Here is a 16,050-nt window from a genome sequence, read left to right as displayed (position 1 = left end):
TATCACTGGCACTTATGCCGTTTCACCAAAAAGCTCGCGGCCAATCAGCATGCGGCGAATTTCGCTGGTGCCCGCACCGATTTCATAAAGTTTGGCATCACGCAGCAACCGGCCCGTCGGATATTCGTTGATATAGCCGTTACCGCCGAGGGTCTGGATGGCTTCCAGCGCCATCCAGGTGGCCTTTTCGGCGGCATATAAAATCACGCCGGCGGCATCCTTGCGCGATGTTTCACCGCGATCACAGGCCTTGGCAACCTCGTATACATAGGCGCGGCAGGCATTCATGGTGGTGTACATATCGGCCATTTTGCCCTGCATTAGCTGAAATTCGCCAATCGCCTGACCAAACTGTTTACGCTCGTGAATATAGGGTACCACCACATCCATGCAGGCCCGCATGATGCCGGTGGGGCCAGCGGCCAGCACGGCACGTTCGTAATCAAGGCCGCTCATCAACACGCGCACGCCGCCATTCAAATGGCCCAGCACATTTTCCTCGGGCACTTCGCAATCCTGAAACACCAGCTCGCAGGTATTGGACCCGCGCATCCCCAGTTTGTCGAGTTTTTGCGCGGTTGAAAAACCCTTGAAGCCCTTTTCAATGATAAAGGCGGTAATGCCTTTGGGCCCGGCGGACGCATCGGTTTTGGCATAAACCACCAGGGTATCGGCATCCGGGCCGTTGGTGATCCACATTTTATTACCATTCAGGATATAATGATCGCCCTTTTTTTCCGCCCGCAATTTCATCGACACCACGTCGGAGCCAGCACCGGGTTCGCTCATGGCAAGGGCACCGATATGCTCCCCGCTGATCAATTTCGGCAGGTAGCGGGCCTTTTGCTCTGCACTGGCATTACGGCGGATCTGATTAACACACAAATTGGAATGCGCCCCGTAAGACAGCGCGACCGAGGCCGAGGCGCGGCTGATTTCTTCCATCGCCACCACATGTTCGAGATAGCCAAGGCCGGTGCCGCCATCGTCCTCCGGCACCGTCATGCCGAGCAGCCCAAGCTCGCCAAACTTGCGCCAAAGGTCGCTGGGAAATTCATTTTTTGCGTCAATCTCGGCCGCACGCGGGGCGATTTCGGCTTCGGCAAAGGCCGACACCGTTTCGCGAATGGCTTCGGCGGTCTCGCCAAGATCAAATCTCAAACCGGGAAATTCAACAAATGCCATAACAATATTCCTGCCCTTGATCGATTATCATTCATGAAAGGCGGGCCGTTGCCACGCCCTGTTTTGGTCCGGCCAGAAGCCGGTCATTCTATGCCGTCCCGGCCAAAAGCTCCGGTGGCAAACGCATGACTTTCAGGGTTTGCAAGGCGGTTGTGCATAAGCTGGCCTGCCCGTCGGCCTCGCCAAAAACATCAATCCTTGTCACGATAATGGACCGCCCGCGCGACACCACCTCGCCCACGGCGCGCAATTGTTCGCCAAGTCCCGGTGCCACGATATTGAGCTTATATTCCACCGTCAGCATGCCCTGGTCGGCGGCAACCAGGCTCCATCCGGCAAAACCCCCGGCAATATCGGCCAGCCCGGCAATCGCCCCGCCGTGAAAATAGCCATTATGCTGCACCAGATCAGCCCGCGCGGGCATGACAATTTCCACCCGGCCGGGCGCAACCTTGTCCACCGATGCCCCCAATGAGAGATTATAGGGCTGCTGGGCAAAACGACGGCGCACTTCGGCATCATAATCAGGATTAAGCGGTTCAAACGCGGTCATGACGGGCCTGCCTGCTGGGGTCTGGAACGGACTCCTTTGTAGTTAACGTTTACGTTAACGTCAAATTAAATCCGCACAGGCTTACCGAATTAATCCGCGTTTCAGGACGAAGCCCATGAAAAGCCCTGGATTACCCGTGTTTGGGGGTGTTCCGCAAACGCGCTTCCTTGCGCAGGCTGTTCATGCACACCAGGGCAAGGCCGTCAGCCACGACATAAATGAAAATCAGGGAGCCGACATCAAACGAGGACAAAATCGCGTAGTCCGGCACAAGAAGGGAAAGTACGCTATAAATGCCCGACACAATGGTATTGACCATAATCACAATAACCATCTTCTCGCCGAACCACTTACAGCTATAAGCGTAGTCAAAAATTGCGGCAAATAACAAGCCGTCGCTGATAAGATAATAAATATTTTCAATGACAGTTGCCTCCCCGGTACCACCTTCATAGCCCCAAAGACTGACAAACAGGACACTGAACACGGTCAGCGCAACATAAACCCAAAACAGAATCTTGGCGGAACGCTTGCTCATGTGACCTCACCAGAAAGTTCCTTACGACGTCTTTAAGACCGCCCAATTAACGTTCCATCTTAAATGTTTTCACCGCGTTAAAACAGGACCGGGCGGAAAACCGCCTGAAAAGCAGTTCTCCGCCCGATAACCTACAATGCAGCGTGTGGCGGTACCTGTCAGGTCCGATAGCCCAAAAGGTCGGGCAGCCAGGTGACAAGGGCGGGGAACATGATCACCAGGGTCATGGCAATCGCCATTGACAGGACCAGCCACAAGCTCCAGCTCACCGATTTTTCCAGCGGCACACCGGCGATGCGGGTTGTCACCATCAAATTCACCGCGACGGGCGGGGTGAACTGGCCAATCGCGATATTCATCGCCATGACCACACCAAACCACACCGTGCTCCAGCCAAATTCCTGCATGATCGGCATCAGGATGGGCAGCATGATCAGATAAATCGACACCCCATCGAGCACCATTCCGGCCAGAAGCAGCACCACCATGATCAGGGCCAGCACAACATGTTCGTTGGTTGAGAGGCCCAAAATGGCATTTGCCACCATATCAAACGTGCCCAGCGTCATCCCGGCCCAGGCAAAAATACCGGCCAGGGTAATGATCAGCATGATCACGCCTGAGGTTACGGCGGAATCGACAAACAACTGATACAAATCGCGCAGGCGAATGGTGCGATAGACAAACATGCCAATCAACAGGCCATAGGCCACGGCGACCACGGCGGCCTCGGTCGGGGTGAACAGGCCGGAACGCAAACCGCCCAGAATGATCACGGGGGCCAAAAGCCCCGGCAAGGCGTGCATGAAAGCAGGCAACAGCGCGGACTGGCTGCGGGTTTCCAGCGCGCCAAAATCATGCTTGCGCGAGAGCAGCACGACCGGAATGATAATTGCCAAACCAGCCAGCAAACCGGGAATGATGCCGCCTGCAAACAGGGCGCGCAGGTCCACACCCGGCACGATGATCGAATAAATGATCAATGCGACCGAGGGCGGGATCAAAATCGCGGTCGAGGCCCCGGCAGCAATCACACTGGCGGAAAATTCGCGCGGATAACCGGCCTTCATCATCGACGGGATCATTACCATTGCCACGGCTGCCGCATCCGCCGGACCAGAGCCGGACATGCCGCCCATCATCATGCAGACCAGCACGGCAACAACCGCCAGCCCGCCGCGCCGTGGCCCCACCAGGGCACCAGCAAATTCCACCAGCCCCCTGGCAACGCCCGATCGCTCGAAAATCATACCGGTCAGGATAAACAGGGGAATGGCAATCAGCGGATATTTGGCAATGCCGTTATAGGTATTGGTGCCCACCGTTGCCAGGGCATAGACATCAAGCCCCAGATAAATGCCCACCACCCCGGCAAAACCCAGGGCAACCGCAATGGGGGCGCCCATAAACAGCAAAACGGCAAAGGATGCCAGCAGCGCAAGACTGGGGGTCATTTCGCCCCTCCATCCTGCGGGGGGGTGCCTGCATTACCCGCCCGGCGCGAGCGGGCCAAACGCCAGGCATGTTCGATCACGCGAAACAGAATGACGAGCGAAAGCAGCGGCAGCCAGATCGAATAGATCCAGCTGGGATAACCCAGCCCGGCCGAGATTTCGCCATACTGATATTCATCGAAGGTAAAGGTCGCGCCGTAATACATGATCATGGCAAACAGCATTGTCGTGATCGCCAAAATCAGCAGTTCGACGACAATGCGCAGCGGACGCGGAAACCGCTCCAGGAAAAACGTGATGCGGATATGTTCATTGCGGGCAAAGGCAATGGATGCACCCACCAGTGTCATCACCACCAGCAAAAACACCGAAAATTCCTCGGTAAAGGCAAAGGACACATCGGTCAGATACCGCACCACCACATTGGCCAGACTGATCAGGCAGATCAGGCCCATTGCCAGGGCGGCAATCGCTTCCTCGATCCTGAGCCACGGGGCTTTGGGCTTTTGCGTACCCGGTTCGGATGAGGGGGAACCATGCGGTTCGGCATCAAATTCAATGGGGATTCCGTCACGATCCGACACGGTCGGGACCTTTCAAACACAGCATAACAAACAGGCGGGAATATAAAGAAAGGAAACCGGCCCCCACATCACCAGCAGCACCGGCAGGGTACTGTCGGGGTACTGTGAGGACCGGAAAATCAGACAGTCAAAAACGCGGCTGCCTTAACGGTTGGCATTAACGGTTGGCAATGGATTTTTCAGCCATATCCACCAAATCCGGGCCGATGCGTTCTTTCCATTTGTTGTAAACGTCCCGGGTGGCATCCACAAATTTCTGGCGCTGTTCCGGGGTTAAGGTGGTGATCTTGGCTCCACGGGCTTCCAGCGCCTTGATCAGCGACTGGTCATCATCGGTCATGCCTTTGCGGGCCAGCGCAATGCCATAGGCCCCGGCATCATCGGCGGCCTGTTTGACAATCGCCTTGTCCTCGTCACTAAACGAGCCCCAAACGCGCTTGTTCACGGCAAAAATCAGCGGGTCAGCAACATAATGCCAGAGCGTGATATAGGTCTGACCGGCCGTTTCCATCTGGGCCACGTCATACACCGTCAGCGGGTTTTCCTGACCGTCAACCGCCCCCGTGGTCAGCGCCGGCTTGGCATCAGCCCAGCTCATTTGCGTCGGGTTGGCGCCAAGGGCGGTGAAAATATCGTTATAAAGCGGCGATCCGACCACACGCATTTTCAAACCATCCAGATCGGCAGGCGAGGTGATCGGATGTTTGGAATTGGTGACTTCGCGAAAACCGTTTTCGGCCCAGCCAATCGGCTCGATCCCCTGCTTGCGGATGGCATCAAAAATCTTTTCGCCGACCGGCCCCTGGGTCAGGGCATCCATCGAGGCAAAATCGGGCATCAGAAATGGCAGTGAAAACAGGTTCAGTTCCTTGACCTGCGGCGACCAGTTAATGGTCGAGCCGACCGCCATATCAATAATGCCCTGGCGCATGGCGGTGAATTCCTTGGTCTGGTCGCCCGCAACCAGCTGTGCATTGGGATAAACCTTCAGGTTAATGCGGCCATCGGTGCGTTCGGCCACCAGTTCGGCCCATTTCCCGGCCGCTTCCCCCCACGGGAACGGTTTGCCCAGAACGGTCGAAACTTTATATTCGCTTTTATAGTCCGCCGCGTGGGCCGTATGGGCCGTGCCCGTCAGGGCCAGTGCCGCGCCCATCACCAGGGCGGGCAGGCATTTAAAAAATTTCATCGGTTTCGTTCCTCCCAGAACGTGTTTTATTGGGTAACTTAATTCCGTTAATGGCCGCAGTTAATATCGAATCTGTTATCAAAACAACTCCAAAGGCACAATTTTGCCCCAATCGATCCGGGAAAGGCGGCAAAACCCCTGTCCAAAGTTTCGCCCGCAAAAATCCCCCTGCCTGCCCCCACACGGCAGCACATTGCAAAGGCGATCATCAAGTTACTGTAATTAAAGGAAAAATCGCCAAAGCGACATGATCAGGGCAAAAAGAATTAGCCGCAAGGCCCATCCTCTCCGCCGCACATACAGCGTTGCCGCCAAGCGCAGGATGATCAAACGGGGTTAATTTACCAACCCGCCCCACAAATCGATATTGCCCGCCAAAAGACGTTTCATCACCCCGTCCTCCACCAGTTTGCGAATGGCCGAGGACAGGCGCACCCGCATTTCCGGCGTGTTGCAGGGGGAATTGCGCGACAATGTGATAAAAAGATCCTCGGCACTGATCTCGACGGGATGGGCCATAATGCCGGTGATATTGTTGCGGGCCAGAAAGGCGGTAACGGGGAAATCCTCGTAAATCAGGTAATCGGCACGGCCCAGGGTCAACAGGCGCAAACTTTGCGACAGGGAAGGAATTTCCTGAAGTTCCAGGTTTTGATCAGCGAAATTGTCAAACGCCGGGCCAAAACTGTTATGGATCACCGTCACGCCATCCAGGCCCAGTAAGCCCTGCCAGTTGTGAATTTTGCGCGGAAAGGTATCCAGGGTCCAAATGCGCGTTTGCGTGCCCTGAAAGGCGGGCCGTAAATAATCCATATAATGTTCACGGGCGGGCGTAAAAAACGCCCCGGCAATCATATCGATATTACCCCGGCGCACCTCCTCCTGCACCCGGCCCCACGGCCCTTCATGGCGCACCTGCATCTTAACGCCAATTTCCCGACCCACCATTTTGATAAATTCGGCATTCGCGCCAATCAATTCCGCCGGATTGGCGGGATCAGGCCATAAATAAGGCGGGTAATCCGGGTTTCCCGAGACCAAAAGGGTGCTGCATTCATCCGCATGGGCCCGTGCGGGCACAAAAACCAGCCCGACTGTCCCTAACAGCAACAGCAATAGCGACACTGCCCCGACCATCAGGGCAAATGCGTGTCGAACAGTGCCTGCACCATAAACGCCAGAGACCATGCTGATCCCCCGCTCCCTGAATGCCCGCGTGCCAGACGGGTGATGTAGCAGCCCAATCCCCTGCCACGATAAAACGGTAATCCGATCCCGGATTGCAGGCAACACTATATCATGCAACCTGACAAAACCAAAACACACTTACCGAACTGTTAAATTCAAACCGGCAACCGCCGCTTCATCCCCTCAATTTGGGGATGAACGTCGACCTTTAGGGGATACACATGTTCGATGACGAAGGTGTAGTTCCCCTCAATTTGGGGATGAACGTCGACACGATCTCAGTCCTCAAGCGAATGTCCTTGGGTGTAGTTCCCCTCAATTTGGGGATGAACGTCGACATGCCAAGGATCGTGGCGAAAAACATTTTGGGTGTAGTTCCCCTCAATTTGGGGATGAACGTCGACCATCGTAAGGGTAATAAACATCGGCGCGGTGGTGTAGTTCCCCTCAATTTGGGGATGAACGTCGACTTTGCACCGTCTATTACATTCAAAAGGTCTGGTGTAGTTCCCCTCAATTTGGGGATGAACGTCGACAGGAACCCCTAATTCCAGATATATCTCAATGCTTTATCGGAAAATTTTGAGTCAGTTTTCATGATTTCCCTTCCTGTTTTCACGGCTTGGGCGTCGTTTTTTCTCCGTTTTTGACCACCCGTTATGCGTGTGTATTCCGTTTTTCCCCTTCTGATCCTGTGGTTTCAGGAACAAATGATCCAGCCGTTTTTCCACCGTAATATCATATCGCTTTTGCACCTGAGCCGCAAACAACTGCACAACCCGTTCGACCATCGCATCACCATGCAGGTTTTCGCGAATTTTGACTGTATCATTTTTGTCCGGCTTGGCCGATTTCTTTACGATATGAAGGCGGGATTTTTGAAAATGCTGTGCCTGCCGCGTGCGGATTTTACCGTGGCTTAAAATATGCTGGCCGCGATCGGTTTGAATGCCCCAATCCAAGTCAAACCCCTCGCGGGCCAGCATTTCGATCACCGATTTTGCCACAGCGTTTTTCAGTTTCCGGTCATGGGCGACAAGGCTGCGGGTTTGATTAACCCAGTGGGAAAGATCGGGCGCTTTGCCCCCGCGCAACATGTTGAAATGCGAAAGGCCGTTGCGGATACTTTGCCTGTCATCCTGATAGATGCCGTAATGATCAAGATCGTCAAACACACCAACCGGCGCAGCGGCCTTCCTGTTTTTGGGTTTTAGGGCCGCAACGACCTGACCATCGGCCAGATTTTTTTTGCCCTGCCCCTTAAACACATCATCGGGCGTGGCCCCGTGATGATACAACAGCGCCAATACCACAAAATAAAGGTCGCGTTCCCACAAACCGGCATAATCCACCAGCCGGCCCAAAACCCCCATCATCAAACGGTGCAGGCGCACCTGATCGCTTAATGTGACCTGGGCCGAAAGCTGGCGATGTTTGATGACATCAACAAGCGCGTGCATATAATTTTGCAAATCCGCATTCCTGAAGCGGGCTGTTCTTTCCACCGCAAGCGCATGAAGCTCTTCGCGCTGTTTTTGCCTCCGCGCGATGGGGGACATCCCGGTTGCACCAGCCGTGCGGGCGGCTTGCCACGCCACCACATTATCATGGGTAATTTGCACAGTGCCCGACATATGCTGCAATAATGGCAAATGCCCAAAGCGCACTATTTCGCGCAAACCCCGCCGGGGAATGCTGCGGTCCTGATCCTGCAAGGATTGCGGTGGGAAAACCGCCCGGAAATCGGCCGCGTGGGCGAAAAATTCGGCAAATTTTTCAATCCCGTGCAGGGCCGCACCGCCGGTAAATTTGGCATCGTGCATATCGAGATACAGCATCAGGACAGACTGCACATCATGTGCGATTTGTGCGGGTTTTTCTTTGCCCTCCAGCACCTGCCATTTGCGAATTTGATGCAACAGGTGGCTGGCATCATCCACCGGCACCAGATGCAAAATAAAATACAACACCTGCTGCCAAGCCTGTGGGGGTGATACCGAAATATCGTCTGGCGCAATCAGTGCGGTCACGTCACATTGTGCGGCGTCGGGTTGTGGCGTATCGGCCTTTAATTTCAGCACAAAATCAAAGCCGCTCTGGTTCAGAAAATCGGCAAAAGCACGGCCTATCACATCACATTCAAACTGCCCGATGAAGGCGGCCTGTTTTTGGGCATTTTCCCCATCGGACTGATACCCACGCTGCACGCGCATTTCGGTCGCCGTGGCGGCAGTTAACCGCGCCAGAAAATCACCCATCTTCTCGTCAACCGACAAACGCGGTAAATCTGCCGCGCGGGAAGTGATCAGGTCTTTTTCCGCCTGTGCCAGCTTTCGGCCATTCATGTCCCGGGCGGCTTTGTCAGTGCGGGCAATGGTGCTGTCGATATAGTGGTTCAGAATCGTGCTGTTTTGCTGCGCCAGCCAGGCCCGAAACGGCCCGTCATAAAGCATTTTTAACACCGTATACTGGCAGGTCAGCGCCGGGGATTCCTCCAGCTTGGCACGGTCCGGGCAGGGTGACAGCGGCAGGATGCGGCCCCGTTGGCAAATACTGTCATGCCGGGCCAGCACCCGGCGCAAACGTGGCAGGGGCACATCGCCGGGCTGTGCCATTGCAGCCGTTAGCGCGGCAAAAATATGCCGGTTTTGCTCTTCGGTTAAAAAATGCCCGGCCAGCACCGCTTGAAGTGTTTCGGCAATTTGCCGGGTGCGGCCTTCCGCGTCCTTCTGCCACAAGGCCGCGATGGCCGATTGCACCTCAACGGGCACATCCTTGGTAAGTTCCTGCAATTCCTTTTCAAATCGTACCTTGCCCTTAAAATGAAAGGTGGCATTGCGCAAATTACCCGTGCCGGTTATGGCCTGTTTCAGGATGGCTTTTTCAAAATCCTCCGCGCCACAAAACAGGCTGGCCTGTGCCCCAAACAGCACATCGCATTTTCGCTCGTAATGACCGGCCTTAAAAACATCATCCTCAATTGCATCTTTTGCCAGCAGCAAAATGTCGTCATTTTCACCGGAGAATTTTTGGCTGTGCGGATCGGCCCAGTCATGCAGGGTGCGGCTGGCAAGGGCGATGATATGCCGCCAGATGCGGGAAAAGGCTTCGTGCCGTTTAATGTCCGCCTGCCCGTCACTGCCCCAAAACCGGCTGTTTTGAATGTCCTGCTGCGACGGCCAGTAATCCCTGATGCCATGATGTTCACTCTTGCCCTGTTCACTCGCATGATAATGGATCACCTTGCCCAGACGGATCAGGGCGTTGATGTCGCGATTATCATATTGCGCCCGGACCAGCCGAAACAGGGCTGCCATATTGCGCGGCAGAATGCGCAAAATATCGCGCTTGCGGGCATCATTAATGAGGCGGTGATAACAGTCCTTGATGGCCTTATGCAGGGCGAACAGACTTGGTTGTTCATCAAGCGCGGCTTTAATTGTCGTGTCGGGGCCAAACACCCGGCCATATTGCGCATAAAGAATTTTTGCCGCCAGATCGCGCGGCAAATATTGCACCGATGATGTGTTGCGGTTCCCGGAACGGCGTTTTTTTTCCTCAAGACAATCACGGGCGGCGGCATAAATTTGCCCCGCCACATCACCCGCCTGTTCATATGTGGCCTGATCATCCGGCCCCCACGGGCACGGCGCATGACTGCCAGGCCGAAGGGCATTTTTGGCAATGCTTTCTGCCCGTTCCTCGATCAGGCCCCGTTTGCGGTCCGGTTTGAATTTTCCCGGTTTATTGCTGCTTTCACCCTGTTTGGCGGGTTCACGCCCCTTGCGTTTGGCGGCAACATGCAAATGATCATAAATGTCTTTGGCAATTTGCCGGGCAACATTTTGGGTAATCGCCTCCGGGCTTAATACCCCGCAAAACCGTTCATACCAGCCCCCTTTGGGGGTCGGTTTGCCATCTTTTTCCGCCTGTGGCCGGGCCGTTCCCCAGGGGGCAATTTTGGATTGCCAGATCAGATGCAGCTTTTCCCTGATGGCCGGATCTGTTGCCGCCGGTAACAGGTTTTCCGCCATCACATGCTGCCAGGCGGCGTCCCCCAATGTGGTACGCAAATTTATTTGGGCTTGGGTTGGTTTTTTATCGGGCTTCGGTTTGGTGGCGATTTTGTCGATGGCCGAAATCCATTGCGCGATGATCAGGGCATCGTGGGATTGGGCAAAACCGGGAATATCGCGCGATATATCGGGGCTGCTATTAAGCCTCAATTTTCTGCGCGGCTCTTGTGTGGCAACACCCTCAACATGGCTGCGCCCATAAGGCTTTATGATCCGCATGTATCCCCCCAATCGACCGGAAATATTTCAAATTTCCTGCGATTATGAAGAACGGGGACGGGAGTGTCATGTGGTTTGACACTATTTTTGGTTGGTACAGGCTGAAAGGAAAACAGCCGGTCAATTACGCCCTGGACCACAAAGAAAACGGGCGGCAAAGCAAAAGCCTGCCGCCCGTTTTTAAATCAGTTTAAGCGCGATGGCCTTAGGCCGAACGGCGCTTCAGCCCCTGCTGGCCGGTACGGCCGCCCTGGTTGCGCGCACGGTCGCCAAAATCGCGTTTGCCACGGGCTTCGCCGCCTTCGCGGAATTTGAAACCTTCGGTACGGCCCGCATCGCGCGGCTTGCCGGCAAAACGGCGTTCACCACCGCGTTCTTCGCGCGGGGCGCGTTCGGTGCCGCGATCATTACGGTCGTTGCGCGCACGGAACTGCGCCGGACGGTCGCCGCGATCTGCGCGGTCCGCACGGTCATTGCGATCCCCCCGGTTCGGACGGTCGCCACGCGGTGCCGAAGCACCATCGCGGTCATCGCGGTTGAAACGTTCGCGATTCGGACGACCCGCAAAACCGCCACGATCTTCGCCGTCAAAACGCGGCTTGCGCGCGGCAAATTCAGGACGGTCCCCGCGATCGCCACGGTCAGAACGATCACCACGATCATTGGCAACAAAGGCATCATCCCGGCGGGCAAAACGACGACCGGCATCGCCTTCACTGCGACCCCCAAAACCGCCGCCATTGCCGCCCCGGCCACCGCCGAAACCACCACGACCGCGACCTTCGCCACGACCATCACCACGGCTGTCACCACGACCACCGGCAAAACCGCCACGGCCCCGGCCACGACCACCATTGCGGTCATCCCGGCCACCGCCACCCGCACGACGACCCGCAGGCGGCGCAACATGGAATTCGTGATCTTCGTCGATGCTGACATCCTGACGGATAACACGTTCGATATTACGCAGATGACGGACATCACGCGGTTCGCAGAACGAAATCGCAATACCATCCGCCCCGCCACGGCCGGTACGGCCAATACGGTGCACATAGTTTTCCGGGTCGGTCGGCAGGTCATAGTTCACGACATGCGAAATGCCCGGAACGTCGATACCACGGGCCGCAACATCGGTTGCCACCAGAACCGGGAAACGGCCATCGCGGAAATTGCGCAGAATTTTCTGACGGATGCGCTGCTGTTTGTCGCCATGAATGGCGTCAGACTGCACACCGGCATCCTGAAGCTGGAAGGCCAGTTCGTCGGCATCGAGTTTGGTTTTGGTAAATACCAGAACCCGGTCGCTGCCTTCGCGCTGCAAAAGCTGCAATAAAAGCGCGGTTTTGTTCTGACGGCTCACAAACATGCCACGCTGGGTCACACGTTCGGTCACACTCGCCTGCGGTGCGGTCTGAACCTTGACCGGGTCTTTCAACAGACGGTCGGTCAAATGGCGCACGGCATCAGGCATGGTGGCCGAGAACATCACGGTCTGATGTTTGTACGGCAGCAATTCCGCCACCGTCAGCACATCTTCGGAGAAGCCCATATCGAGCATACGGTCGGCTTCATCAAGAACGAAGACTTCAACATCGTCAAAACGGACGGTGTTACGTGCCATATGGTCAAGCAGGCGGCCCGGTGTTGCCACCAGAATATCACAGCCGCGACGCAGTTCCTGGATCTGCGGGCCCATCGGCGCGCCACCAAAAACAACCGAGGAAAACAGGCGGATGCCTTTTTTGAAATCACGCAGGCACTGGCCGATCTGGTTGGCCAACTCGCGGGTCGGCGCCAGAATAAGGGCGCGGGGCTGACCCGGTGCCGGACGTTTGGGATTTTCAGCAAGACGCTGCAGCAACGGCAGGCAGAAAGCCGCCGTTTTACCACCACCCGTCTGGGAAATCCCCATCAGGTCTTTGCCTTCCAGCAAAGCGGGAATGGTTGCAGACTGGATTTCAGTCGGCGCGGTAAAACCGGATGCTTCGACATTGCGCAGCAGAGGCTCGATCAGGTTGAGCCCTTCAAAATTCGTCATAAAAGGTAAAGTCCTTCAAATCACCGTTGGCGCCATGTTCGCGCCTGAAAATAAAAGCCCGCCCGAACGCAAGCTTTCCGGTGCCCGGCGAAATATCGCGGTCACGGACCCTGCATGAGTAGGCAATGATGAGGCTATGACGTCATCACGTCACGCCCGCCCCCGCCTATCTACAAAGTTCCTGACAGCACGATCTGCCCTACAAGCGAAGGAATGCCCGGTTGATACAGGTATGTTGACCCATTGTCAAATTATCTGGACGCCGGGCAGCCATGCGGCAAAAGCGGACATATAATTTTACAGCGGACAAACGGGATTTAAAGGAACTATAATACTTCCAGCCAGAGTTTAATCTATCCTGATCCACCATTCCTATCCGGAAGTAGATTCAGAGGCACATCCATGCGTTTTCGCGTTTTGACGGGCATCTTTGCAATCCCGGCCATCTGCCTGGTCACACTTATCGCCATTGTGATCACCGTTGCATTTAATTACCAAAACTCCATCCGCAACGAAAAATACAATGAAATCAGCCACCTGACAGAGGGTGCGGTCAAGATTATTGACCAATATGTCAACAAGGCGAAAAGCGGTGAAATGGACGAGGCAACGGCCAAGGCAGAAGTCCTGGCCTTGCTGCGCGAATACAGATTTGCATCTGACAACTATCTTTATATTTCCGATTTCAACCATTGCATGGTGCTGGACCCGCTAAGCCCGGAAGACGAAGGCAAATGCAAACCCGACAGCAAGGTGCGGCAGATGATTGTCAGCACCGCCAAGGCCGGTGGCGGGGTGATTACCTATGACACCAAAAAGCCTGGCGAAGGTGACCGCCTGATTGAAAAGGCCGCCTATGTCCGCCCCGTTCCCCAATGGGGCTGGGCGCTGGGCACCGGTGTCTATATGGATGATGTTGCAAACGAATTCCATGCCATCCTGTGGCGGCTGGGCCTGATTTCGGCCCTGGCAATTGTGGTTGCCGGGTCACTGTCCTGGATTGTCAGCACCCGGATCGGGCGCAGCATCGTATCGCTAAACCAAAATATCCGCACCATTGCCGCTGGCAATTACGATGCCGAGGTAGAAACCGAGTCGCGGTTCATTGAAATTGCCGACATGGCCGCTGGTGTGCTGTCGCTGCGCGATACATCCGCCTCGGCCAAAAAGCTTGAGGCTGAAGCCGTTAAACAAAAACAGCGCGCCGAAGAAGAACGCCGCAGCCATATTCGCGACATCGCCCACAAGCTTGAGCAGGAAGTGGGCTCGATTGCCCATGCTGTGGATAATTCGGCCAATCAATCGCTGAAACTATCGGAAAATATGACCCATAGCGCCAATGGCATCCTCACGCACAGCCGCGAAGTTGCCAATACGGCGGGGGATGTTTCGGCCAATGTTGATGCCGTTGCGGCAGCAACCGAGGAGCTTTCTTCCTCGATCCGGGAAATCAGCAGCCAGATTGACCAAATGGCAAAAACTGTGATCCAGGCCACCGAAGAAAGCAACAATGCCCGCCAGGATGTGGGCGGGCTGTCGCAGTCGGTCGACAAGATTCAGGAAATCGTTAATCTGATTAACGATATTGCCGGGCAAACCAACCTTCTGGCCCTGAATGCCACCATCGAGGCCGCCCGGGCGGGCGATGCGGGCAAAGGGTTTGCCGTGGTCGCCAGCGAGGTGAAAAACCTTGCCACCCAAACCGCGCGTGCCACCGACGAAATTGCCAGCCAGATCAGTTCGGTGGTGGATGGCACCAGCCGCGCAGTCACCGGCATTGGCCGGGTTTCCGAAACCATTGGCATCCTGCGCGAGGTTTCGACAACCATTGCCAGCGCGATTGAGGAACAGGGTGTTGCCACCAGCGAAATTGCCGGAAATGCCCATCGCAGCGCCAGCGGCGTAAAACAGATTTCCGATACATCGGACAAAACCATGCAGGATGCGCAAAGCACCACCGGGGATGCCGAAAAAATCAAGGCTGCCGCGCATGAACTGTCACAACGATCAGCCGAACTCGCCAAAGTCATTGGCCGGTTTGCCCGTGATTTGAACAATCAGGCCGATGCCTGACAGTCACCTGATCGCACAAGCCTTACAACAAAAACAAAACGGGCTGCCAGAGATGTTCTGGCGGCCCGTTTCATTTTTGAATAGGGGGTATTCATTCGGCAGGCAGGACATTTTCACGGCGGAACGGATGGGCGGGATACACCCCCAGAATCCTTACCTCGTGGGAAAAGAACTGCAATTCCTCCAAGGCATGGCGCAGGCCAAGCTGGTCAGGGTGGGCTTCCACCTCGGCAAAGAACTGGGTGGCGGTGAAATGGCCTTCCACCATGTAGCTTTCAAGCTTGGTCATGTTGATGCCATTGGTGGCAAAACCACCCAGCGCCTTATACAGGGCGGCGGCAACGTTGCGCACCCGGAAAACAAAACTGGTCACAACCGGGCTGCCATCGTTGGGCGCGGTTTTGGCTTCGCGCGAGAGAATAATAAAGCGTGTGGTGTTGTGCGCGGCGTCTTCGACTTCGGTGCGCAATACATCAAGGCCATAAATTTCAGCCGCCAGCAGCGGGGCAATGGCGGCAATGCCCTTATCGCCCAGATCGGCGACTTCCTTGGCGCAGCCTGCAGTATCGGAACCGACAATGGCGGGAACGCCAAGCTCCTTGCGAATTTTGCGGCATTGGCCCAGGGCATGCACATGGCTGCGAATTTCGCGAATATCGGAAATTTGCGTGCCTTTCACACCCAGCAGCGCATGGTTGATGCGCAAAAAGGTTTCGCCAATAATATGCACGCCCGAATCGGGCAACAAATGATGCACATCGGCCACGCGTCCGGCCAGGGTATTGTCGATGGGAATCACCGCCAAATCGACTTCACCATCACGCAAGGCCCCAAATGCGCCTTCAAAGGTCCGGCAGGGTACTGTTACCGCGCCCGGAAAAGCACGCCGTGCCGCCTGATCGGAATAGGCACCGTGCATCCCTTGAAAAGCAATTCGCATTTGGTTGGTCATC

11 protein-coding genes and 1 CRISPR repeat array are annotated in these 16,050 nt (G+C 55.5%); of the genes, 1 reads left to right on the top strand and 10 read right to left on the bottom strand.

Going from position 1 to position 16,050, the window contains the following annotated elements; translation table 11 throughout:
- Nucleotides 1-12 precede the first annotated feature (12 nt).
- From LF95_RS12020 to LF95_RS11980, 9 genes are all read right to left on the bottom strand, one after another.
- Nucleotides 13-1,185, bottom strand: a complete 1,173-nt coding sequence (locus LF95_RS12020) for an isovaleryl-CoA dehydrogenase (protein ID WP_073955360.1) — start codon at nt 1,183-1,185, stop codon at nt 13-15.
- Nucleotides 1,186-1,273: 88 nt separating this feature from the next.
- Nucleotides 1,274-1,738, bottom strand: coding sequence for a PaaI family thioesterase (locus LF95_RS12015; protein ID WP_073955359.1), 465 nt, complete (start codon nt 1,736-1,738; stop codon nt 1,274-1,276).
- 130 nt (nt 1,739-1,868) lie between these two features.
- On the bottom strand, nt 1,869-2,276 hold the full coding sequence (locus tag LF95_RS12010; RefSeq protein ID WP_073955358.1) for a hypothetical protein: 408 nt from the start codon (nt 2,274-2,276) through the stop codon (nt 1,869-1,871).
- 158 nt (nt 2,277-2,434) lie between these two features.
- On the bottom strand, nt 2,435-3,730 hold the full coding sequence (locus tag LF95_RS12005; RefSeq protein ID WP_073955357.1) for a TRAP transporter large permease: 1,296 nt from the start codon (nt 3,728-3,730) through the stop codon (nt 2,435-2,437).
- Entirely contained in the window at nt 3,727-4,314 is a 588-nt protein-coding gene (locus LF95_RS12000) for a TRAP transporter small permease (RefSeq protein WP_252509747.1), read from the bottom strand. The genes LF95_RS12005 and LF95_RS12000 overlap by 4 nt, the downstream gene beginning before the upstream one ends.
- A 157-nt stretch (nt 4,315-4,471) precedes the next feature.
- Nucleotides 4,472-5,503, bottom strand: coding sequence for a DctP family TRAP transporter solute-binding subunit (locus LF95_RS11995; RefSeq protein WP_073955356.1), 1,032 nt, complete (start codon nt 5,501-5,503; stop codon nt 4,472-4,474).
- Between the two features lie 336 nt (nt 5,504-5,839).
- Complete coding sequence (locus tag LF95_RS11990; RefSeq protein ID WP_143182023.1) at nt 5,840-6,691, bottom strand: substrate-binding periplasmic protein; 852 nt, start codon at nt 6,689-6,691, stop codon at nt 5,840-5,842.
- 170 nt (nt 6,692-6,861) lie between these two features.
- Nucleotides 6,862-7,227: direct repeats of the CRISPR family, unit length 36 nt; unit sequence GGTGTAGTTCCCCTCAATTTGGGGATGAACGTCGAC.
- Nucleotides 7,228-7,278: 51 nt separating this feature from the next.
- The gene (gene cas13a, locus LF95_RS11985; protein ID WP_073955355.1) at nt 7,279-10,986 is read right to left on the bottom strand and encodes a type VI-A CRISPR-associated RNA-guided ribonuclease Cas13a; all 3,708 of its coding nucleotides are present in this window, start codon (nt 10,984-10,986) and stop codon (nt 7,279-7,281) included.
- 205 nt (nt 10,987-11,191) lie between these two features.
- Nucleotides 11,192-13,024, bottom strand: a complete 1,833-nt coding sequence (locus LF95_RS11980) for a DEAD/DEAH box helicase (RefSeq protein ID WP_073955354.1) — start codon at nt 13,022-13,024, stop codon at nt 11,192-11,194.
- Between the two features lie 402 nt (nt 13,025-13,426).
- Between LF95_RS11980 and LF95_RS11975 the strand changes: the two genes are divergently transcribed.
- Entirely contained in the window at nt 13,427-15,097 is a 1,671-nt protein-coding gene (locus tag LF95_RS11975) for a methyl-accepting chemotaxis protein (protein ID WP_073955353.1), read from the top strand.
- Between the two features lie 91 nt (nt 15,098-15,188).
- Here LF95_RS11975 and LF95_RS11970 read toward each other — a convergent pair whose 3' ends face one another.
- Entirely contained in the window at nt 15,189-16,049 is an 861-nt protein-coding gene (locus LF95_RS11970) for a prephenate dehydratase (protein ID WP_073955352.1), read from the bottom strand.
- Nucleotide 16,050 lies beyond the last annotated feature (1 nt).

It is taken from the genome of Thalassospira sp. TSL5-1, assembly GCF_001907695.1.
Taxonomy (GTDB): Bacteria; Pseudomonadota; Alphaproteobacteria; order Rhodospirillales; family Thalassospiraceae; genus Thalassospira.
This window is presented reverse-complemented; position numbering and strand designations above follow the sequence as displayed.